Origin of the sequence: Pantoea sp. NPDC088449 (genome assembly GCF_044753225.1) — a bacterium.
In the GTDB taxonomy this organism is placed as follows: Bacteria; Pseudomonadota; Gammaproteobacteria; order Enterobacterales; family Enterobacteriaceae; genus Pantoea; species Pantoea floridensis.
In genome coordinates, this window is record NZ_JBIVMT010000001.1 from 2,248,265 (window position 1) to 2,269,673 (window position 21,409).

The 21,409-nt window shown below is 53.8% G+C and carries 20 protein-coding genes; 4 read left to right on the plus strand and 16 right to left on the minus strand.

Annotation, left to right across the window (positions count from 1 at the left end; all coding sequences use genetic code 11):
* Positions 1–348 precede the first annotated feature (348 nt).
* A complete protein-coding gene (purL, locus tag ACIP6T_RS10715) occupies positions 349–4,239 on the minus strand; it encodes a phosphoribosylformylglycinamidine synthase (protein WP_400456841.1) in 3,891 nt (1,296 codons plus the stop codon).
* Between the two features lie 271 nt (positions 4,240–4,510).
* Between purL and mltF the strand changes: the two genes are divergently transcribed.
* Complete coding sequence (gene mltF / locus ACIP6T_RS10720) at positions 4,511–5,968, plus strand: membrane-bound lytic murein transglycosylase MltF (protein WP_097096406.1); 1,458 nt, start codon at positions 4,511–4,513, stop codon at positions 5,966–5,968.
* Here the strand turns inward: mltF and tadA are convergent.
* Positions 5,965–6,459, minus strand: a complete 495-nt coding sequence (gene tadA / locus ACIP6T_RS10725; protein WP_097096405.1) for a tRNA adenosine(34) deaminase TadA — start codon at positions 6,457–6,459, stop codon at positions 5,965–5,967. The two genes, mltF and tadA, sit on opposite strands and share 4 nt — an antisense overlap.
* 64 nt (positions 6,460–6,523) lie before the next feature.
* Positions 6,524–7,162: a phosphatidylglycerophosphatase C gene (yfhb, locus tag ACIP6T_RS10730; RefSeq protein WP_097096404.1), complete on the minus strand. Its 639-nt coding sequence runs from the start codon at positions 7,160–7,162 to the stop codon at positions 6,524–6,526.
* 215 nt (positions 7,163–7,377) lie between these two features.
* On the opposite strand from yfhb, the gene ACIP6T_RS10735 reads away from it, so the two are divergent.
* Positions 7,378–8,217: a MurR/RpiR family transcriptional regulator gene (locus tag ACIP6T_RS10735; protein ID WP_097096403.1), complete on the plus strand. Its 840-nt coding sequence runs from the start codon at positions 7,378–7,380 to the stop codon at positions 8,215–8,217.
* A 51-nt stretch (positions 8,218–8,268) separates the two neighbouring features.
* Here the strand turns inward: ACIP6T_RS10735 and ACIP6T_RS10740 are convergent, their stop codons facing one another.
* Positions 8,269–8,622, minus strand: a complete 354-nt coding sequence (locus ACIP6T_RS10740; protein WP_345828706.1) for a putative T6SS immunity periplasmic lipoprotein — start codon at positions 8,620–8,622, stop codon at positions 8,269–8,271.
* Between the two features lie 387 nt (positions 8,623–9,009).
* Between ACIP6T_RS10740 and ACIP6T_RS10745 the strand changes: the two genes are divergently transcribed.
* Positions 9,010–9,258 carry a YfhL family 4Fe-4S dicluster ferredoxin gene (locus tag ACIP6T_RS10745; protein ID WP_345828705.1) on the plus strand — a complete coding sequence of 83 codons (249 nt, stop codon included), beginning with the start codon at positions 9,010–9,012 and terminating at the stop codon, positions 9,256–9,258.
* On the opposite strand, the gene acpS is transcribed toward ACIP6T_RS10745, so the two are convergent.
* The 11 genes from acpS to rpoE form a co-directional block, all read right to left on the minus strand.
* Positions 9,255–9,635 (minus strand): holo-ACP synthase, encoded by a 381-nt coding sequence (gene acpS, locus ACIP6T_RS10750; RefSeq protein ID WP_007886180.1) that lies wholly within the window; start codon positions 9,633–9,635, stop codon positions 9,255–9,257. The two genes, ACIP6T_RS10745 and acpS, sit on opposite strands and share 4 nt — an antisense overlap.
* Entirely contained in the window at positions 9,635–10,366 is a 732-nt protein-coding gene (gene pdxJ / locus ACIP6T_RS10755; RefSeq protein ID WP_400456846.1) for a pyridoxine 5'-phosphate synthase, read from the minus strand. The genes acpS and pdxJ overlap by 1 nt, the downstream gene beginning before the upstream one ends.
* A 70-nt stretch (positions 10,367–10,436) precedes the next feature.
* On the minus strand, positions 10,437–11,165 hold the full coding sequence (recO, locus tag ACIP6T_RS10760; protein WP_097096400.1) for a DNA repair protein RecO: 729 nt from the start codon (positions 11,163–11,165) through the stop codon (positions 10,437–10,439).
* Between the two features lie 3 nt (positions 11,166–11,168).
* Positions 11,169–12,074, minus strand: coding sequence for a GTPase Era (era, locus tag ACIP6T_RS10765; RefSeq protein ID WP_008101512.1), 906 nt, complete (start codon positions 12,072–12,074; stop codon positions 11,169–11,171).
* Between the two features lie 50 nt (positions 12,075–12,124).
* Positions 12,125–12,805 carry a ribonuclease III gene (gene rnc, locus ACIP6T_RS10770; RefSeq protein ID WP_036620136.1) on the minus strand — a complete coding sequence of 227 codons (681 nt, stop codon included), beginning with the start codon at positions 12,803–12,805 and terminating at the stop codon, positions 12,125–12,127.
* A gap of 120 nt (positions 12,806–12,925) precedes the next feature.
* A complete protein-coding gene (lepB, locus tag ACIP6T_RS10775; protein ID WP_097096399.1) occupies positions 12,926–13,897 on the minus strand; it encodes a signal peptidase I in 972 nt (323 codons plus the stop codon).
* A gap of 9 nt (positions 13,898–13,906) precedes the next feature.
* Complete coding sequence (gene lepA, locus ACIP6T_RS10780) at positions 13,907–15,706, minus strand: translation elongation factor 4 (RefSeq protein WP_097096398.1); 1,800 nt, start codon at positions 15,704–15,706, stop codon at positions 13,907–13,909.
* A 217-nt stretch (positions 15,707–15,923) separates the two neighbouring features.
* Positions 15,924–16,388, minus strand: a complete 465-nt coding sequence (gene rseC, locus ACIP6T_RS10785) for a SoxR-reducing system protein RseC (protein ID WP_097096397.1) — start codon at positions 16,386–16,388, stop codon at positions 15,924–15,926.
* Positions 16,385–17,341 (minus strand): sigma-E factor regulatory protein RseB, encoded by a 957-nt coding sequence (gene rseB, locus ACIP6T_RS10790; RefSeq protein WP_097096396.1) that lies wholly within the window; start codon positions 17,339–17,341, stop codon positions 16,385–16,387. The genes rseC and rseB overlap by 4 nt, the downstream gene beginning before the upstream one ends.
* The gene (gene rseA / locus ACIP6T_RS10795; protein ID WP_400456851.1) at positions 17,341–17,997 is read right to left on the minus strand and encodes an anti-sigma-E factor RseA; all 657 of its coding nucleotides are present in this window, start codon (positions 17,995–17,997) and stop codon (positions 17,341–17,343) included. Before rseA ends, rseB begins: the two co-directional genes overlap by 1 nt.
* Positions 17,998–18,024: 27 nt before the next feature.
* Complete coding sequence (gene rpoE / locus ACIP6T_RS10800; protein ID WP_007886161.1) at positions 18,025–18,603, minus strand: RNA polymerase sigma factor RpoE; 579 nt, start codon at positions 18,601–18,603, stop codon at positions 18,025–18,027.
* 441 nt (positions 18,604–19,044) lie between these two features.
* On the opposite strand from rpoE, the gene nadB reads away from it, so the two are divergent.
* Positions 19,045–20,652 carry an L-aspartate oxidase gene (gene nadB, locus ACIP6T_RS10805; protein WP_097096394.1) on the plus strand — a complete coding sequence of 536 codons (1,608 nt, stop codon included), beginning with the start codon at positions 19,045–19,047 and terminating at the stop codon, positions 20,650–20,652.
* Here the strand turns inward: nadB and ACIP6T_RS10810 are convergent.
* Positions 20,649–21,398 carry a tRNA1(Val) (adenine(37)-N6)-methyltransferase gene (locus ACIP6T_RS10810; RefSeq protein ID WP_400456855.1) on the minus strand — a complete coding sequence of 250 codons (750 nt, stop codon included), beginning with the start codon at positions 21,396–21,398 and terminating at the stop codon, positions 20,649–20,651. The two genes, nadB and ACIP6T_RS10810, sit on opposite strands and share 4 nt — an antisense overlap.
* Positions 21,399–21,409: the final 11 nt, after the last annotated feature.

Consider the following 21,409-nt stretch of genomic DNA (forward strand, 5'->3'; position numbering starts at 1 on the left):
ATAGCAAGTATCGTGCCAGAAAATAAATAGTGTTGATTATCAGAGGAGTGCCAACAAGGCAGCGAGAATTGTCGGTAAAGCGGACCGATTGGTCAGATACAAGTGTCGCCAATTAGCAACGCGTTAAGAGCCCTCATTTTTCAACATTATAAATCAATGGGTTAAATGTCACCTTTTGACGACACTGGCATGGCGGGATTGTCGCCTTTTTCCGACAGTTTGCATACTTGTGCGGTTTTTAGCCAGGTCGCCATTAATGGCGACCCTACAAAAAAATAAAGGCCGCGGTTAGGCGGCCTTGTAAGGTGCGCATTGATGCGCACCAGCAAAACAACTCAAGATTAACGCTTAGCCCAACTGCTTACGCGCATTGCGGAAGATACGCATCCACGGGCTGTCTTCGCCCCACTCTGCCGGGTGCCATGAGTTGCTCACGGTGCGGAACACGCGCTCAGGATGCGGCATCATAATGGTCACACGACCGCTTTCGTTGGTGACTGCGGTGATGCCGTTTGGAGAGCCATTCGGGTTCGCCGGATAGCGCTCCGTCACTTTGCCAAAGTTATCGACGAAGCGCAGCGCCACCAGACCTTTGCTCTCCAGCTGTGCCAGATGCGCACCGTCACGCACTTCGACAAAACCTTCGCCGTGTGATACGGCGATGGGCATGTGCGATCCTACCATGCCGTCCAGCAGCAGCGATGGGCTCGCCGCCACTTCGACCAGGCTGAAACGCGCTTCAAAGCGCTCGGACTGGTTACGCACAAAGCGTGGCCACAGTTCGCTGCCTGGAATCAGTTCACGCAGGTTCGACATCATCTGGCAGCCGTTACAAACGCCCAACGCCAGCGTTTGTGGACGATGGAAGAAGTTCTCAAACTCATCACGTACGCGGCCGTTGAACAGGATGGATTTGGCCCAACCTTCCCCCGCACCCAGCACGTCACCGTAAGAGAAACCACCGCACGCAACCAGCGCCTGGAACTCTTCCAGGCCGCGACGACCGGCCAGCAGATCGCTCATGTGTACGTCAACCGCAGTAAAGCCAGCGCGATGGAAAGCCGCCGCCATCTCCACGTGGGAGTTGACGCCCTGCTCACGCAGCACCGCCACACGCGGACGCGCGCCGGTGGCGATCATCGGTGCCGCAACGTCCTCTTCTGGCTTAAAGGTTAGATGCACGTTCAGACCTGGGTCCTTGTCATCTTTCTTCGCTTCATGCTCCTGATCGGCACAGGCTGGGTTATCACGCAGACGCTGCATCTGCCAGGTGGTTTCTGCCCACCAGGTACGCAGCGTGGTGCGGCTTTCGCTGTACACTGCACTGTCGCCAGAACGGATCACGAAGCGGTCGCCCGGCAGCGCTTTACCCATCACGTGCACGTTAGCGCTCAGGCCGTGGTCAGCAAACACCTGCTCCACTGCAGCGCGATCCGCGGCGTTGATTTGCAGTACCGCGCCCAGCTCTTCGGTGAACAGCGCTGCCAAAGCATCGCTGCCCAACGCGGCGATATCAACGTCGATACCGCAGTGTCCGGTGAAGGCCATTTCTGCCAGCGTCACCAGCAGGCCGCCGTCGGAACGATCGTGGTAGGCCAGCAGTTTCTGCTCGGCCACCAGCGCCTGAATAGCATTGAAGAAGCCAGCCAGCTGAGTGGCATCACGCACATCGGCTGGCTTGTCGCCAAGTTGGCGATAAACCTGCGACAGCGCGGTTGCGCCCAAGGTATTAGCGCCGTTACCCAGATCCACCAGCAGCAGCAGATTGTCTTGATCGGCCTGCAGCTGCGGCGTGACGGTGCGACGCACATCTTCAACGCGCGCAAACGCGGTGATCACTAATGACAACGGCGAGGTCATTTCACGCTGCTCGGTGCCTTGCTGCCAGCGGGTTTTCATCGACATCGAATCTTTGCCTACTGGGATAGTGATACCCAGCGCCGGACACAGCTCTTCGCCAACCGCTTTCACTGCGGCATATAAACCCGCATCTTCTCCCGGGTGGCCGGCTGCGGCCATCCAGTTCGCAGATAGCTTGACGCGTTGCAGTGAACCAATTGAGGTGGCTGCGATGTTGGTCAGCGCTTCGCCTACCGCCAGGCGACCGGAAGCCGCGAAGTCGAGCAGCGCGACCGGTGCACGTTCACCAAGGGAGAATGCTTCACCATGATAGCTATCGAGGCTGGCGGTGGTGACGGCGCAGTTGGCAACGGGGATCTGCCATGGACCCACCATCTGATCGCGCGCGACCATGCCGGTTACGCTGCGATCGCCGATGGTGATCAGGAAGGTTTTTTCCGCCACGGTTGGCAAATGCAGCACACGATGCACCGCATCAGCAATCGTAATACCCTCACGCTGCAGCGCATCGCCTTTGGCTTGCTGGCTGGCAACATCGCGCGTCATCTTCGGCGTTTTGCCCAGCAGCACGTCGAGCGGCATGTCGATTGGCTTATTGTCGAAATGGCTGTCGGCGAGGTTCAGATGCAGCTCTTCAGTCGCTTCACCAATCACCGCATACGGCGCGCGCTCACGCTGGCACAGCTCATCGAACAGCGCCAGCTTCTCTGGCGCCACCGCCAGCACATAACGCTCCTGCGATTCGTTACACCACACTTCCAGCGGGCTCATGCCTGGCTCATCACTGAGGATGTCGCGCAGGTTAAAGTTGCCGCCGCGGTTACCATCGCTGACCAGCTCTGGCATCGCGTTCGAGAGACCGCCCGCGCCGACGTCGTGGATAAACAGAATCGGGTTGGCTTCCCCTAGCTGCCAACAACGGTCAATGACTTCCTGGCAGCGGCGCTCCATTTCCGGGTTGTCGCGCTGTACCGAAGCAAAATCAAGATCGGCATCTGACTGGCCTGAAGCCATCGAAGAAGCCGCACCGCCGCCCAAACCGATGTTCATGGCCGGACCGCCCAGCACGATCAGCTTGGCGCCCACCACAATCTCGCCCTTCTGTACGTGATCGGCACGGATGTTACCGATACCGCCCGCCAGCATGATTGGCTTGTGGTAGCCGCGCAGTTCTACACCATTGTGGCTGTTAACGCGCTCTTCATAGGTACGGAAGTAGCCGTTAAGGGCCGGACGACCAAATTCGTTGTTGAATGCCGCGCCGCCCAGCGGGCCTTCGGTCATGATGTCCAGCGCAGTGACAATGCGATCCGGCTTACCGAAATCCTCTTCCCACGGCTGTTCGAAGCCTGGAATGCGCAGGTTCGAAACCGAAAAACCGACCAGTCCGGCTTTTGGTTTCGCGCCACGGCCGGTTGCGCCTTCATCGCGGATTTCGCCACCGGAACCGGTCGCGGCACCCGGCCATGGCGAAATGGCAGTTGGATGATTATGGGTTTCGACTTTCATCAGGATGTGCGCTTCTTCCTGATGGAATTGATATTCGCCCTGCTGCGCATCCGCGTAGAAGCGACCAACCTCAGAACCTTCCATCACCGCGGCATTGTCTTTATAGGCCGAGAGCACGTGCTCAGGGTTATGTTCAAAGGTGTTTTTGATCATTTTAAACAGCGATTTCGGCTGCTTTTCGCCATCAATAATCCAGTCGGCGTTGAAGATCTTGTGACGGCAGTGTTCGGAGTTTGCCTGCGCAAACATGTAGAGCTCAATGTCGTTAGGATTACGCCCCAGCTTAGTAAAGGCATCAAGCAGGTAATCGATCTCATCATCGGCCAGCGCCAGGCCCAGCGTGGTATTGGCCTGTTCAAGCGCGCGGCGGCCTGCGCCCAGCACGTCGATGCTTTTCAGCGGCTGCGGCGGCTGATGGGCAAACAGCTGCTGCGCATCGCTGAGGTCAGCGAATACGGTTTCCATCATGCGGTCATGCAGCAGGCTGGCAAGCTGCTGCCACTGCGCTTCCGTCAGCTCGGGGGCCTGCACATAGAAAGCCATACCGCGCTCAAGGCGTAACACCTGGGGCAGATCGCAGTTGTGTGCGATGTCGGTGGCTTTCGATGACCACGGCGAGATGGTGCCGGGACGCGGCGTAACCAGCAACAGACGCCCTTGTGGCGCATGTTCGGCGAGAGAAGGACCGTATTTCAGCAGGCGTTGCAGGCGGGCGTGTTCATCCGCGCTGAGCGGTGCGCTGACATCGGCAAAATGGACGTACTCGGCGTAAATATCACTCACTGGAAGGTGAGCGTCCTGAAAGCGGGTCAGCAGTTTGTTTACACGAAATGCCGACAGAGCGGGCGAACCACGCAGAATTTCCATCATTAAAGATCTCTCGTCTTTGAAGTGCCGGGCGACGCTTCATTGGGCGCAACAGGGGAAAACGGGCGGTATTATAGAGAAACAGCACGGGATACGAAACCGTTTGCGCATAAATTCTGGCACCTGGCGTTTGGCTGAATTTTGCACAATTCTTGCTATAAAAGTTGCCCTGCCTCTTTTTGTTGCGCAAAATGCCCCTCGCTCTGGGAGTTAAAACAACATAAATACTGCCTTTTAAAAGACAGAGGCCTGTGAGCCATTACGAGACAACTATTTGAAACGCCTAAAAATAAACTATCTGTTTATCGGTCTGATCACCGTGCTGCTTGCGCTAGCACTGTGGCCCTCCATCCCGTGGTACGGGGGAGGAAAAGACGCGCTATCACAGATCAAATCACGCGGAGTGCTGCGCATCAGCACGGTGAACTCTCCGCTGACTTACTACACCATTAACAATGCACCAGCCGGAATGGATTACGAGCTGGCGAAGCGCTTCGCCGATTATCTTGGCGTGAAACTGGAAGTTGAGGTGCGTCCTAACCTTGGCGATCTGTTTGACGATTTGGATGATGGTAAAGCGGATTTGCTTGCCGCCGGTTTGATCTATAACAGCGAACGCCTTGCGCACTATCAAAGTGGCCCGAGCTACTATTCGGTGTCGCAGCAGCTGGTGTACCGCATTGATAAGCCTCGCCCGAAAAATCTCGGCGATCTTAAAGGCCGCCTGATTGTGCAGTCCGGTTCGGCATATCTGTCAACTTTACGTTCCGCCAAAGCTGACAGCTATCCCGATCTCGACTGGGCGATCTCCACCGATCAAGGGCAGAAAGCGCTGCTTGAAGCCGTCGCCGACGGTAAGCTGGATTATACCGTGGGTGATTCGGTCACCATTGGCTTGCTGCAACGCATTCATCCGCAGCTGGCGGTGGCATTTGATGTGACGGATGAAGAGCCGGTGACATGGTATCTGCCGCGTAACGATGATGACAGTCTGAATGCGGCCATGCTCGACTTCTATAGCCAAATGGGTGAAGAAGGCGCGATGGCGCGGCTGGAAGAGAAGTATCTTGGTCACGTCGGCACTTTCGATTACGTAGATACGCGTACTTTCCTGCGCGCCATCGATAATACGCTGCCCGATATCAAACCGCTGTTTGAGAAGTATTCCGCCACCATGGATTGGCGCTTGTTAGCGGCGATCTCTTATCAGGAGTCGCACTGGAATCCGCAGGCCACCTCGCCCACCGGCGTGCGCGGCATGATGATGTTGACGCGCAATACTGCGGACAGCCTTGACGTGAACGATCGGCTCGATCCCGAGCAGAGTATTCGCGGCGGCAGTGAATATCTCAAGCGCATGATGGAAAAGGTGCCGGAGACGATACCTGAAGATGAGCGCATTTGGTTCGCGCTGGCGGCCTACAACATGGGCTACGCGCACATGCTGGACGTGCGTAAGCTGACGGCGAAACAGGGCGGCAACCCGGATAGCTGGGCAGATGTGAAGCTGCGCTTGCCAATGCTGAGCCAGAAACGTTACTACACGCAAACCACTTACGGTTACGCACGCGGCCACGAAGCTTATAACTACGTGGAGAATATTCGTAAGTATCAGATCAGTTTGGTGGGATATTTGCAGGAGCAAGAGAAGCGCATCGCGCAACAGTCGGCGCTGGAAGCGGAATTAGGCGCCGGTTACCCGGCAGTCGAACCGAAAATTGCGATGAATTAACCGCTGCGCTGCGCCTGTCGCAGCGCTTTCTTTTGCTCGCGACGCATGCGGAAGAAGTCACTCAGCATCCCGGCACACTCGTCTGCCAACACACCGCAATCAATCTGGATTTGATGATTCATGCCGGGATGACCAATAACGTCCAGTAAAGAACCCGCCGCACCGGTTTTCTCATCTTTGGCGCCAAATACTAACCGCGTGATGCGACTGTGCACCATCGCACCGGCGCACATCACGCAAGGCTCCAGCGTTACATACAGCGTCGTATCCAGTAAACGATAGTTTTCCAGCACTTTGCCGCCCTGACGCAGCGCCATGATCTCCGCATGCGCGGTAGGATCGTGCTGACCAATCGGACGATTCCAGCCCTCTCCAATCACGTTATCGCCCTGCACCAGCACCGCACCCACTGGAACCTCGCCCTGCTCCCACGCACGACGCGCCAACTCCAGCGCATAACGCATCCAATATTCATCTGTCTGTGGGTTCACCGGGCAACTCCTGCGGGCATCAAAGGCGGCGCATTATAGCGATGCTACTGCCGGAATCGAAGCGTTATTCCAGCTGTTGCAGCTCGCCGCGCGGCGTAACGCGCCAGCGATGCTGACAGAAGAACAGCAGCGGGTTGTCCTGCTTGCTGTCGCTGTAGCCACTATACAGCTGAAGAGGCGTGCCGATTTTCTCCTCCAGCTGCGCCACCTTTTCGTGCCCCAGGCAACGCATGGCCAACAAACGTCCACCGCGGCCCGGTTTCATCTGGCTGGCGATAAGTTGCACGCGCGGCAGGAACGCTGAATCAAAATAGACTTTTTCTACCAGCGACTGCGGAGAACCGGTAATCAGCCAGACATCGGCATCATTGCTGCTGAGATAATCGGTAAGTCGCTGTTGCACCACCGGAAAGGCGGTCACGCGTTCGCGGAACCAGTCAGCAAATTCGGCTTCACGCTGACGCAGGCGCGTTTCACTGTGGCCAAAAGTAATCGCCCATAGCAGTAAACTCATCGGCCAGCGCGCCGCGCGACCTTTGATCAGCATACCGAGCCCAATCACCGGTAACAACGGCACCACCAACAGCACATTGATCGGCTGACGTCGCAGCAGGTAGCGCATAAAGGTGCCAAACATATCTTGCTGATGCAGCGTGCCGTCCAGATCGAAAAACACCACGCGTCGTTGCGTACCTTTTGTCAAACAACACTCCTTTTCTATCCTTCGCGGTTTCTGCACTACAGTGTAGCCAGCTTCAGCGTTCGGGGCGAAAACTGCTATTTTTAATTCCAATGACTACAATGCCAGCTGAATAGTTTATTCTCTTTGCCCGCGCGTTGTTATCTGGCCGAAGCCTGCCAGCACCATAAGTGCAAAGCGCTCCGCGCTATCTGGAAAGCTGAATTAAGGATCTAACCATGAGTTCATTGCTGCGAATTCGCCAACTTTATCCTCGACTGGCGCTAAATGAGCGTCGATTGGCGGATTTTTTGCTGTCGCAGCCGGATCGGGCACGGCATCTGAGTTCGCAAAAGCTGGCGGAAGAAGCCGGCGTTAGCCAGTCCAGCGTGGTGAAATTTGCGCAAAAGCTGGGCTATAAAGGATTTCCGGCGCTGAAGCTGGCGCTGAGCGAATCGATGGCCGACCGTGATGCGATTACGGTACACAATCATATTCTTAGCGACGATCCGCTTAAAGTGGTGGGCGAGAAACTGCTCACCGAGAAGATCTCCGCGATCCGCGCCACGCTGGATATCAACAGCGAAGAAAAGCTGATGCAAACGTTGCAGCTGTTGAAAAATGCCAATCGTATTTTACTGGTTGGTATTGGCGCATCCGGTTTGGTGGCAAAAGATTTCTCGTGGAAGCTGATGAAAATCGGCATCAATGCGGTGGCTGAACAGGATATGCATGCGCTGCTGGCCAGTGTGCAGGCAATGGCACCCGGCGATGTGTTATTGGCAATTTCCTATACCGGCGAACGGCGTGAAATCAATTTGGCGGCGCAGGAAGCGGCACAGGTAGGCGCCGATGTGCTGGCCTTCACCGGCTTCACGCCAAATGCGTTACAGCAGTGTGCAACCATTTGCCTGTATACCGTGGCCGAAGAGCAAAGTACGCGTAGCGCGGCGATATCATCCACCAGCGCACAACTGGCGCTGACCGATCTGCTGTTTATGGCGCTAGTACAAAACGATCCTGAACGCGCGTCCAGCCATATTCGCCACAGCGAAGCGTTGGTGAAAAAGCTGGTGTAACAATTTTAAAGGCCGCTCAACGGCCTTTTGATTATGCGACACATTGAAATTTCAGGACTTGCTATATGTTTTTATTACGTTGAAATGTGCATCAGTTTTAAATTCGAGGCGATATTTACCACCATTTAACACATAAATTAACTCGTAACTCTCATGCTCTTTAAGGACAAATGGAATGCAAGTATTTAGTCGTTTCGTTTCAACGTCATCTTTAACGACTAATGGTTTAGCATAATTATTTTCAGAAGAACTCAACATGTAATACTCTAATTGATCTTCAGGAACAGTTTTTATGCAAAGCTGATTTCGTCCTATAAAGGCATCACCTTTTAGATGATAGCTCAGCCTATCGCCAACGCATCCACTGAGTAAAAAAAGCATCGGTAAAAAAAGGCGTTTATTCATTATGGGAAGCACCTTAAAATTGATCTATATTTTTCCGTCAAGTCATTAACAGGCTTATTACGCTCATGGTTTTTATATTTATTCATCCTATGATACGTAAGATAATCAAGCGTTGTTAACAACCAATAATCTGCAACAATTGAAGCCTGCTGTTCCATTGGGTAAAAAGACAAGATGCATTTAATAAGTGCATATTTATAATCTACCTACCAGGAGACCTCCACCCAAATTAACACTTTGTAATATTGCCTCAGATGAAACCATACTCTGACCTTGGCATTACTGTTTTATTTCAACATTGATTGATTTAAAGCAGTAAACCAGCGATCAAAAGTCACACCTTTTGTGATAAAGTGCGCGGCTACTTTCAATACTTCGACAGCAGCCATGGCTTTACTCATCACCACAAAATGCATCAACTGCGATATGTGCGAACCTGAATGCCCAAATCAGGCAATCAGCTTAGGCGACGCGATCTATGAGATTGATGTTGACCGCTGCACCGAATGCGTGGGCCATTATGATGTGCCGACCTGCCAAAGCGTCTGCCCGATTGATAACACCATTATTGCGGATCCACAGCACCCGGAAAGTCGTGAGATGCTGTGGGAGAAGTTTGTGGTGTTGCACCCTTAGTTCTCGATAATTACCGTCGCGCAAGCGTAATGGCGTTCATCCGCTAACGTCACATGCACGTGCTGTACGCCGAGCTGGCTGGCAATCACTTTAGCCTGTTCAAAGAAACGTAACCCCGGCTTGCCCAGCGCGTCGTTGTACACTTCAAACTGATTGAACGCCAGGCCACCGCGAATGCCGGTACCGAACGCTTTCGCGGCCGCTTCTTTTACCGCAAAACGCTTGGCAAGAAAACGCACCGGCTGCTGGTGCGCCTGATATTGCTGCCACTCGGCTTCGCTCAATACGCGGCGCGCCAGGCGATCGCCGGAACGCTCAATCACGCCCGCGATACGCTCGATCTCTACGATGTCGCTGCCAAGTCCGAGAATCGCCATTAGCGACGCGCTTCCCGCATCAGTTGTTTCATCTCAGTAACCGCATCCGCCAAACCGCTAAACAGCGCGCGACCAATGATTGCGTGACCGATATTCAGCTCATGCATCTCAGGCAGTTCAGCAATCGGCTGTACGTTATGGTAGGTCAAACCGTGGCCGGCATTCACTTTCAGGCCAAGGCTGGCCGCGAAGGTAGCGGCTTTTCGGATACGCGACAGCTCAGCCTGGCGCTCGAGTCCTTCTGCCGCTTCGGCGTACGCGCCGGTGTGAATTTCAATATAGGGCGCGCCACTGGCAACGGCGGCTTCAATCTGGCGATGATCGGCATCGATAAACAGCGACACCAAAATCCCCGCTTCACTTAGCAAACGCACCGCCGCATTGATTTTATCCTGCTGGCCAGCCACATCCAGCCCACCTTCGGTGGTGACTTCCTGACGCTTTTCCGGCACCAGACAAACGAAGTGTGGTTTGATTTCGCAGGCGATGTCGATCATCTCGTCCGTGACCGCCATCTCCAGATTCATGCGCGTCTGAATGGTATCACGCAGAATGCGCACGTCGCGGTCGGTAATGTGGCGACGATCTTCACGCAGATGCACGGTAATGCCGTCGGCACCGGCCTGCTCGGCAACAAACGCGGCCTGCACCGGATCGGGATAGTTTGTGCCACGCGCATTGCGCACGGTAGCAATGTGGTCAATGTTGACGCCTAACAGCAACTCAGCCATGACAATCCTTAAATGTGTTCAGTGTGTTTGCAGTGTACCGTGCTGAATATATCAGGCGGTAGAACCAGCGCTAGTCGTTTGCCACATCGGGTTTCTTTTTTGGCACAAACTGGCGAAACAGCTCCTGACTCTTCAGCGGTTTACCACCAAGATAGGGCTTCAGTGCCATGCGCGTAAAGCGTTTAGCAGCGCGCAGGCTATCAGCATCCGGAAAATCACGTTCCCATATTGCCCGCAGTTGACGGCCGGTAAAGCTACGCTGGTTCACCACCAAACTGGCAATAAACCCTTTCTCTTCACGATAGCTGTAGGTCATCTCATCGGCGATCTCTTCGCCGCTGCCGGCGCAGTGCAGGAAATCCACGCCGTAACCAAGATGTCCCAGTAGCGCCAGCTCAAAGCGGCGTAGCGCCGGTTCAGGCGAGCCGTTGCCTGCCGCCAGCGTTTGGATGCAATGAAGATAATCGAAGAACATGTCAGAGAAGGGAATTTGCTGCTCCAGCACGCGCGAAAGCAGTTCATTAACGTACAGCCCGCAGTAGAGCGTGATGCCGCTCAGCGGTAATGCCAGTGAAACGGCTTCGGCGTTGCGCAGCGTTTTGACGTCGCCGCGGCCGCCCCAGCGCACCAGCAGTGGCGTGAAGGGTTGCAGCGCGCCTTTTAATTGAGAGCGGCGCGAACGGGCGCCTTTGGCAAGGACGCGGACGCGCCCTTCGCTTTCGCTGAACAGATCGAGGAGCAGGCTGGTTTCGCTATAAGGGCGACTATGCAGCACAAAGGCGCGTTGCCAGCCTTCCATCGATTAACCTTCGTCAGAGTAACCTAAGCTGCGCAGCGCACGTTCATCGTCCGCCCAGCCAGATTTCACTTTAACCCACAGTTCAAGATGCACTTTCGCCTCAAACATCTCTTCCATGTCTTTACGCGATTCAATGCCGATGGTTTTGATCTTGGCGCCTTTATTGCCGATCACCATCTTCTTCTGGCCTTCGCGCTCAACGAGGATCAGGCCATTGATGTCATAGCCGCCGCGATCGTTAGAGACAAACTGCTCAATTTCTACGGTGACGGAATAAGGCAGCTCAGCGCCAAGGAAGCGCATCAATTTTTCACGGATGATCTCAGATGCCATAAAACGCTGCGATCGGTCGGTGACGTAATCTTCCGGGAAATGATGCTCAGATTTTGGCAGGCATTTGCGCGCAATCGCTGCAATAGCGTCAACGTTTTTGCCGCTTTCCGCAGAGATCGGTACGATTTCAAGGAAGTTCATCTGCTGGCTGAGGAACTGCAGATGGGGCAATAGAATGCTCTTATCCTGAATGTTATCGACTTTATTGATCGCCAATACCACAGGAACTTTGTTATCACGCAGCTTGTTAAGCACCATCTCGTCATCTGGCGTCCAGCGCGTGCCTTCAACCACAAAGATCACCAGCTCAACATCTCCGATGGAGCTGCTGGCTGCACGGTTCATCAAGCGGTTGATCGCCCGCTTCTCTTCCATGTGCAGCCCTGGCGTATCCACGTAGATCGCCTGATAAGCGCCTTCGGTGTGGATGCCCATAATGCGGTGACGCGTGGTTTGCGGCTTGCGTGAAGTGATCGACACCTTCTGCCCCAGCAACTGGTTCAGTAAAGTGGATTTACCGACGTTTGGTCGGCCTACAATCGCGACAAAGCCGCTATATGTTTCGAGTTCGCTCATTCGAGTCCTGACTTGGGCAGCGCCGCTTTCGACGCTGCGATGTGACTTATTTATTCGAGGCCAAGCTTAATTAATGCCTGTTCGGCGGCAGCTTGCTCGGCTTTACGGCGGCTGGAACCAATGCCCACCACCGGTTCTGCCATACCACTCACCTGACAGTGAATGGTGAATTCCTGATCGTGGGCTTCGCCACGCACCTGTACCACCAGATACGAGGGCAGCGGCAGGTGACGCCCTTGCAAATACTCTTGCAGGCGCGTTTTCGGATCTTTTTGCTTATCGCCTGGGCTGATCTGCTCCAGACGCGAGTGATACCAATCAAGAATCAGCTTTTCGACGGTCTGAATGCTGCTATCAAGGAAAATGCCGCCAATCAGCGCCTCAACGGTATCCGCGAGAATCGATTCCCGACGGAAACCGCCGCTTTTCAGCTCGCCCGGACCAAGACGTAAACATTCGCCGAGGTCAAATTCACGCGCCATCTCTGCCAACGTATTGCCGCGCACCAGCGTGGCACGCATGCGGCTCATATCGCCTTCATCGACGCGCGGAAAGCGGTGATAAAGCGCATTAGCGATCACGTAGCTGAGAATAGAATCGCCAAGGAATTCAAGACGTTCATTGTGTTTACTGCTGGCACTACGGTGCGTCAATGCCTGCTGCAATAAATCCGGATGAGTAAAAGTGTAGCCCAGTTTGCGCTGCAGCTTGTTAATGACGATGGGGTTCATGCGATTCCAGTTGTTCTGTGCGTCTGTCACTCTGCATACGAAACAGGGCTGCGTACCAACCTGTTCTGTTTCGTGTGCACTGGCCTCCCTTACGGAAGGCCAACCTTTTTTTAAAGCTAATTAGTGAATCCCACCAATGCGGCTAAAGCGCACGCCGGTCGGCCACTGTCCTTCTTGTTTCTCGAAGCTCATCCAGATAGCAACCGCTTTGCCGACCAGATTCTTCTCGGGCACAAAGCCCCAGTAGCGGCTGTCGGCGCTGTTATCACGGTTATCACCCATCATGAAATACTGCCCTTCCGGCACAATCCAGGTCGATTGCGGCTGACCCGGCTGCTGATAATACATGCTTGCCTGACTCTGCGCTTCGTTTACTAACAAGATATCGTGCGTTACGTTGCCCAATGTCTCTTTACGCGTGCCGAGACGCAGGCCGCCCTTCATGGTTTCGCCCTGCGGTGCTTCGAAGAAGCCGTTGCCGGTTTCATTACCATCGAAACCGCTGAAGGTCTGAATGAAGTTGCTTGGCTCAACGTTAGTGTACGTCACCGGCAGTGCCGTGTCGCAATTGCCGCTGCTGCAACCCGGATTGATAGTCAGGGTTTTGCTGTACGGATCAAACACCACTTTGTCGCCCGGCAAACCAATCACGCGCTTGATGTAATCGACGCTTGGATCTTTCGGGTATTTGAAGACCGCGACATCACCACGCTGCGGATGACCGGTAGGGATCAGCGTATTTTGCGCAATCGGATCTTTAATACCGTAGGCAAACTTCTCTACGAGGATGAAGTCGCCAATCAGCAGCGTTGGCATCATTGAACCTGATGGAATCTGGAACGGCTCAAAAATAAATGAACGCACGATCAACACCACTGCCAGCACCGGGAATACCGATGCCGTAGTTTCAACCCAACCCGGTTGCGCTGCGACTTTCGCCAACGTTTTACTGTCGAGCGCGTTGCCTGCCTGCGCTTGTGCCGCAGCTTGTTTAGCACGACGAGCCGGAGCCCATTTAAAGCGATCGATACACCAGATAATGCCAGTGACCAGCGTGGCGATCACTAAAACCAGGGCGAACATGTTAGCCATTAAAAATCCTTATTTGCTGTCTTTACCGACATGCAGAATGGCAAGGAATGCTTCCTGCGGCAGCTCAACGTTGCCGACCTGCTTCATTCGCTTCTTACCGTCTTTCTGCTTCTGCAACAGTTTCTTCTTACGGCTAACGTCACCGCCATAGCATTTCGCCAGGACGTTTTTACGCAGCTGCTTGACCGTTGAGCGAGCGATAATGTGGTTGCCGATTGCCGCCTGAATCGCAATATCAAACTGCTGACGAGGGATCAGATCTTTCATCTTCTCCACCAGATCGCGGCCACGATATTGCGAGTTATCACGGTGAGTAATCAGCGCCAGCGCATCAACACGTTCTGAGTTAATCATCACGTCGACACGCACCATGTCAGAGGTTTGGAAACGTTTGAAGTTATAATCCAGCGACGCATAACCGCGTGACGTTGATTTCAGACGGTCGAAGAAATCGAGTACCACTTCAGCCATCGGAATTTCGTACGTCAGCGCGACCTGCTTGCCGTGGTAAACCATGTTGGTTTGCACGCCACGTTTTTCGATGCACAGCGTAATGACGTTGCCAAGGAACTCCTGCGGCAGCAGCATATGACACTCAGCAATCGGCTCGCGCAGTTCGGCAATGTTATTCAGCGGTGGCAATTTCGACGGGCTGTCGACGTAAATCGTTTGACCGTCGGTGGTTTCCACTTCATACACTACGGTTGGCGCGGTGGTGATCAGATCGAGATCGTACTCGCGCTCCAGACGTTCCTGAATGATCTCCATGTGCAACAGACCGAGGAAGCCGATGCGGAAACCGAAGCCCAGCGCGGTTGAGCTCTCTGGCTCGTAGAATAGTGACGCATCGTTCAGACTCAGTTTGCCCAGCGCATCACGGAATGCTTCATAGTCGTCGGAACTGATTGGGAACAGGCCAGCGTAAACCTGTGGCTTCACTTTTTTGAAGCCCGGCAACACTTTTTCCGCCGGATTGCGCTGCAAGGTCAGCGTATCGCCCACTGGCGCGCCGAGGATGTCTTTAATCGCGCACACCAACCAGCCTACTTCACCGCAGTTCAACTCGTTGCGATCAACACGTTTTGGCGTGAAGATACCTAAGCGGTCAGCGTTATAGCTTTGGCCAGAGCTCATGACCTTCACTTTGTCGCCTTTGCGCAGCGTGCCGTTCTTAATGCGAATCAGCGACACCACACCAAGATAGTTATCGAACCATGAGTCGATGATCAGCGCCTGTAAAGGACCTTCTGGATCGCCTTCTGGCGGCGGAATATCGCGCACCAAACGTTCCAACACATCGGGCACGCCGATGCCAGTTTTCGCCGAGCAGCGCACCGCGTCGGTCGCATCGATGCCGACGATATCTTCAATCTCTTCCGCCACACGCTCAGGATCGGCCGCAGGCAGGTCGATTTTGTTCAGTACCGGTACCACTTCCAGATCCATTTCCATTGCGGTGTAGCAGTTTGCCAGCGTCTGTGCTTCAACGCCCTGTCCTGCATCGACCACCAGCAATGCTCCTTCACACGCCGCCAGCGAACGGGATACTTCATAGGAGAAGTCAACGTGACCCGGAGTATCGATAAAATTGAGCTGGTAAGTTTCACCGTTCAGCGCTTTGTAATCGAGCGTTACGCTCTGCGCTTTAATGGTAATGCCGCGCTCACGTTCCAAATCCATTGAGTCAAGAACTTGCGCAGCCATCTCACGATCGCTCAGGCCACCACAAATTTGAATCAAACGGTCAGAGAGCGTTGATTTGCCGTGGTCAATGTGAGCGATGATGGAGAAATTTCGTATGTGCTTCATTTATATGAATATCTTCACGTAAAAAATCAGTGGAAAACTTGAGCACAGACACTTTCAGGAAAGGGAGCTTTCCCCGAAACCTTGTCGGCCTCATTAATGACGACGCATATTACACTGTTAACGTCGCGCGTTAAAGAATGGAACTGTGGGGAATCGCAACAGAATTCAGAGATTAAGCAGAACGAAAAAGGCCGCACTAGACGCGGCCTGATGGGGATCAAGCTTCGTTTTCCACACGCAGTGCATCAGGAGGTAACGCAACGCTGAGAATCACGGGCTGAAAAGCCTCGCGATCGCCAAATAAGTTAGAAACACCTTTAGCGACAATAAAGCCACCGATTCCGCCCAACAGCGCGCCACAGGCCGCCGCTAAATCGCTGTGGAACAGCATCTGAAAAATCCCTGCAACTAAAAACAGGCCAAACAGCGGCGTCATGTAAACCAGCAACGCTGAACCCAAAAGGCTACTTTCACGGATGCCCAACTCAATACGCTGACCCGGTTGGAGCGGCTCAGCGCTGGCGATTGTCATCACGTGTGCGTTTTTAGGGCCCAGCTGATTAAGTGCGTGGCTGCCACAGCCTTTGCGTGCTGAGCAGCTATTACACGAGGTTTTTGCTTCCGTGTGCAGCGTGGCAACACCTTCTTTCCACGCCACAACGGTGGCCCATTCTCTCATCATTTTTGTGCACCCGAATCTATACTGTCCGCAATACGTTTGGCAGTGGCGGGCGGTAATTCACCCACCACCGTAATTTCACGATTATCGCGCACTTCTGTCTGCACCGTACGACGCCCAGTGCGCAATGCTTGCACGCTACTGCTTTTATCGGCAGGGGTGATATTGATGGCAAAACTAAATAAGCCATCGCTATACAGACGAGATTCAACGGTTTTGTTCATCGACGGAATATCACGTCGGCTTTGTGAAATCAGCTTCATGCCCGCCGGAAGCCAGTTTGGCTGCCAACTGAGTTCAACTTTGTCACCAGCCGGTAACGATAGCGAAGGCGGCAAGTTGGCCTTTTCCAGCCCCTGCATCAAATTACGTACGCCTTCATCGACGGCAAAACTGATCACGCGGAACTGCTCCAGCGTTTCGCCATCACGATCCAGCAGATCGATCCGCAGCGGCAATTTGGTATCGACATCCAGCCACACCACATAGCTGTAGCGCGTACCATCACGTGACACGATGCGCACCACTTCACACAGCTGATCGGCCATGCGCGAGCGCCCCACCGGGATGAAATCGTAGGCCTCACCCAAACGGGAGAAGTCCGCGAACATTAACCCAGGTAGCGCATCAATAATGTGATTGCCCGGCAGAGAGAAAGGATCCAATCCTGGCTCGAAATAGCTGATGTCATTACCACGCTGGATGACTTCACGGCGCGGCCCATCCATCTGCAAGAGTTGGGCGAAGATACGATTGTCGATAACCGCGTGACGATAACGCAGAGATTCAATGCCAAGGCGCGAGACATTGATGTAGGCAAATTCGTAGTTGAGGTTCTGGCTTGCCTGCTCCATCTGTTGCAACAACGCCCCGGACGCAGAGGTCTGCGCCGAGGCGATAGATGAGCAAAACAGGCTGCCTGCCAGCAGGCTAACGGCACACCAAAGCTGCTTCATTACTGCTGCTGAGTTCCTAACGACTGATTTCCGGGAACATTAGCCTGAGCCTGTTGCGGATCGTTCTTTTCAAACTGAACCTGATCGGCATGCAGACGACGTTGCAACTCATAATCCTGCAGCATGGCATTCACGCGACGACGCTGTTCCTGCACCTGCTGGTTAGAGCTGTTGGTATCAAATGCTTCTGAAGGCACGCCCAAGCTAACTGGCGATGCTTTACCCATCATTGGCAGCGTATTAAACGCTGGCGAATCAGAGGCTTCAGTAGCACTGCCCGTTGGAGAACTGTTGAAATGCTGAACACCAACGATGACTGCCAGTGATACGCAAGCCGCCACACCAACCTGAGTCAGTTGAGCAGCCCAGCTCCCACCGCGGCGCCAAAACGGCATCTTCTCATAACGAGACGGCTCAGGCTGCGCTTCAGGGATCAGCGGAGTCACTTTGCGCGCTGGCTCGTTTTCGATGGCCGCAGCCACGCGTGCGGAGATATCAAAATGCAGCACTTCTCCGATATCACCTCGCAAGGTGTCGCGGATGAGGTGGTAGCTTTCCCAGCTTTGCTGAAGATCCGTATCCCTGGACAACGATGCCAACACTTCGTTATCTAAAGTTTCACCATCCATTAAAGCGGAAAGTTTTTCTTTCTGCATGCTTTGGTACCCTTCCAGTAGCCGTTATCACTGACGTTGGATAAGCGGTTGAACTTTATTATCAATAGCCTCTCGTGCTCGGAAGATACGCGAACGTACGGTACCAACCGGACAATCCATGATGACGGCAATCTCTTCGTAACTTAGGCCATCCAATTCCCTGAGGGTAATAGCCATACGAAGATCTTCGGGAAGCGCCTCAATGGTGCGAAAGACGATTTGTTTCAGTTCCTCAGACAACATTAAGTTCTCAGGGTTCGAAATTTCTTTCAGTGCGCCTGCACTTTCAAAATTTTCCGCGTCAATCGCATCCACATCGCTGGATGGTGGACGTCGCCCCTGAGCAACCAGATAATTTTTCGCTGTGTTAACCGCAATGCGGTACAGCCATGTATAAAAGGCGCTGTCGCCACGGAATGATTCCAGTGCGCGATACGCTTTAATAAAAGATTCCTGAACCACGTCAGGCACATCGCCTGAAGGAACATAGCGTGAAACCAGGCTCGCCACTTTATGCTGGTAACGAATCACCAGTAGATTAAAGGACTTTTGATCTCCCTTCTGAACCCGCTCAACGAGAACCTGATCCGTTAACTGCTCGCTCATCCGAGGTAATGTCTCCCCAAAACTTTTTTATGCGTAAGTGAACTGCCAGCACATCTCATTGTTCTGAGCAAGCATGCGCTTAGAGTGATCTGTTGGCCTGAAGTTCACTACGACCAGAATTTTTCCGTATCGGAACCACGACATCATTGTTGTTGATTGTCTTTCAGTGTAGCGACTTGCCACGCTGGCGGTGTCTTTTGCGGCACCGATAATCGCTGGCAGAGTACCTTATGACGCCTGCATTTTCATCTTTATTACCTGAATTTTCAGAGTGTTTGATATAAAAAACACGTTCTGTTTATTTTTAAACTTAACTCACTGATATCGCGTTACAATCTCTCTTTGCTGGATAATTTTTCCACGCATCTTGTTCAAAATACTTCACAGCAACCGCATCCGGGCTTATGCTCAAGCCACCTTTTGTTTAGTAAATTAAACATTATGACTACGCTCCCTGAATATCAGTGTGATGTGCTTATCGTCGGAAGCGGTGCCGCAGGTTTGTCATTAGCATTACGCCTGGCACCGCATTATCAGGTTACCGTGCTGAGCAAAGCCCAGGTCAATGAGGGTTCAACCCTGTATGCCCAAGGCGGAATCGCGGCAGTATTTGATGAAACCGACAGCATTGAATCGCATGTGGAAGATACGCTGATTGCCGGTGCAGGCTTGTGCGATCGCGACACCGTAAACTTTATTGCCAGCAACGCGCGTCATTGCGTGCAATGGCTGATTGACAATGGCGTAGCCTTTGACAAAGAACCGCACGGTGATGGGGAAGCACGTTACCACCTCACGCGTGAAGGCGGCCACAGTCATCGTCGCATTCTGCACAGTGCTGATGCCACCGGTCGCGCGGTGGAAACCACGTTGGTAAGCCAGGCGCTTAGCCATCCCAATATCCGTATTATTGAACGCACTAATGCGGTGGATTTGATCCTCTCCGATAAACTCGGCCTGCCAGGGAAACGTCGCGTAGTGGGCGCGTGGATCTGGAACCGCAATCGTGAACAGGTAGAAACCTGTCGCGCGCGCGCCGTGGTGCTAGCGACAGGCGGTGCGGCGAAAGTGTATCAGTACACCACCAACCCCGATGTCGCATCGGGCGATGGTATTGCCATGGCATGGCGCGCCGGCTGCCGCGTGGCCAATCTGGAATTCAATCAATTCCATCCCACCTGTTTATTCCATCCGCAGGCGCAGAACTTCCTGTTAACCGAAGCATTACGCGGTGAAGGTGCCTGGCTGTTGCGTCCCGACGGCACGCGCTTTATGCCAGATTTTGATCAACGCGCCGAGCTGGCCCCGCGCGACGTCGTGGCCCGAGCCATCGATCACGAGATGAAACGCCTGGGCGTTGATTGCATGTATCTCGACATCAGCCATCAGCCGGAGAGTTTTGTGCGTGCGCACTTCCCGATGATCTATGAAAAGCTGCTGACGTTTGGCCTCGATCTCACCAAAGATCCGATTCCCATCGTACCCGCAGCACACTACACCTGCGGCGGCGTGATGGTCGATCAACAGGGCCGTACCGACGTTGACGGGCTGTATGCCATTGGCGAAGTCAGCTACACCGGTTTGCATGGCGCGAATCGGATGGCATCAAATTCGCTACTGGAGTGCCTGGTTTATGGATGGTCAGCGGCTGAAGACATGATCGCTAGCCTACCCGATGTCACCGCAGTCGAACATTTGCCTGCATGGGATGAGAGCCGCGTAGATGATGCAGATGAACGGGTTGTTATCCAGCACAACTGGCATGAGCTGCGGCTCTTTATGTGGGATTACATGGGCATTGTGCGCACCACCAAACGTCTGGAGCGCGCGCTACGGCGTATCAATTTGCTGCAGCAGGAGATCGATGAGTACTACGCTCACTTCCGCCTCTCTAACAATCTGCTGGAACTGCGCAATCTGGTACAGGTAGCCGAGCTGATGGTGCGCTGCGCGCTGGAGCGCAAAGAGAGCCGCGGGCTGCACTTCACCCTCGACAATCCCGAGCTCCTTGCCGACGCGTTACCCACCATCCTGCAGCCTAAAAGTTAGCGGAATAGGTAGAACGCTTTGACCAGGCTGAGCCAATCTACCGAATAGCTTTTATCTTCATTACGAATGGCAAGACGTTCCAGCAACGTTTCGCCAGCGGTGGGTGAAAAGCCCAGCACCAGGCGATTCGGCGGACGCTGGGCATAAGCGGCAACGTCGTAACGATAACGCAGATGCCATCCATCCGCCTGCGCCAGCGAAATCAGCGTTTCACCCGCCTCAGCGGGCAGCACCACGCAAAACAGGCCCTCTTCTTCGATCAGCTGTGCGGCACAGCGCAGCAGCGTGCGATGATCGAGCGTGGTGGTGCTGCGCGCGGCATCTCGCTCTGCGCTGCTGGAAGCCATCCCTGGCGCAAAGAAAGGTGGATTACTGACGATCAGTGAGTAGCGCTTTTCACACTGCTCGCTCCAGCTCACGATATCCTGATGATGGACCGTTATTCGATCCGCCCACGGCGAGGCCTGCATATTTTCCTGCGCCTGGCTCGCCGCATTGGCTTCCAGTTCAACCGCATCAATTTCAACCGGTTGCGGCGTGCGTTGGGCCAGCATTAACGCAATTAGCCCGCTACCGCAGCCAATGTCGAGAATGCGGCGCACACCCGCAACCGGAGCCCAGGCACCGATTAATACGCCATCCGTACCGACTTTCATCGCACAGCGATCGTGCGCTACAAAAAACTGCTTAAAGGTAAAACCATCTTTTCTTAACGTCGCCCGCACCGGCGGTTGGTCCTGAGACATGCTTAACTACC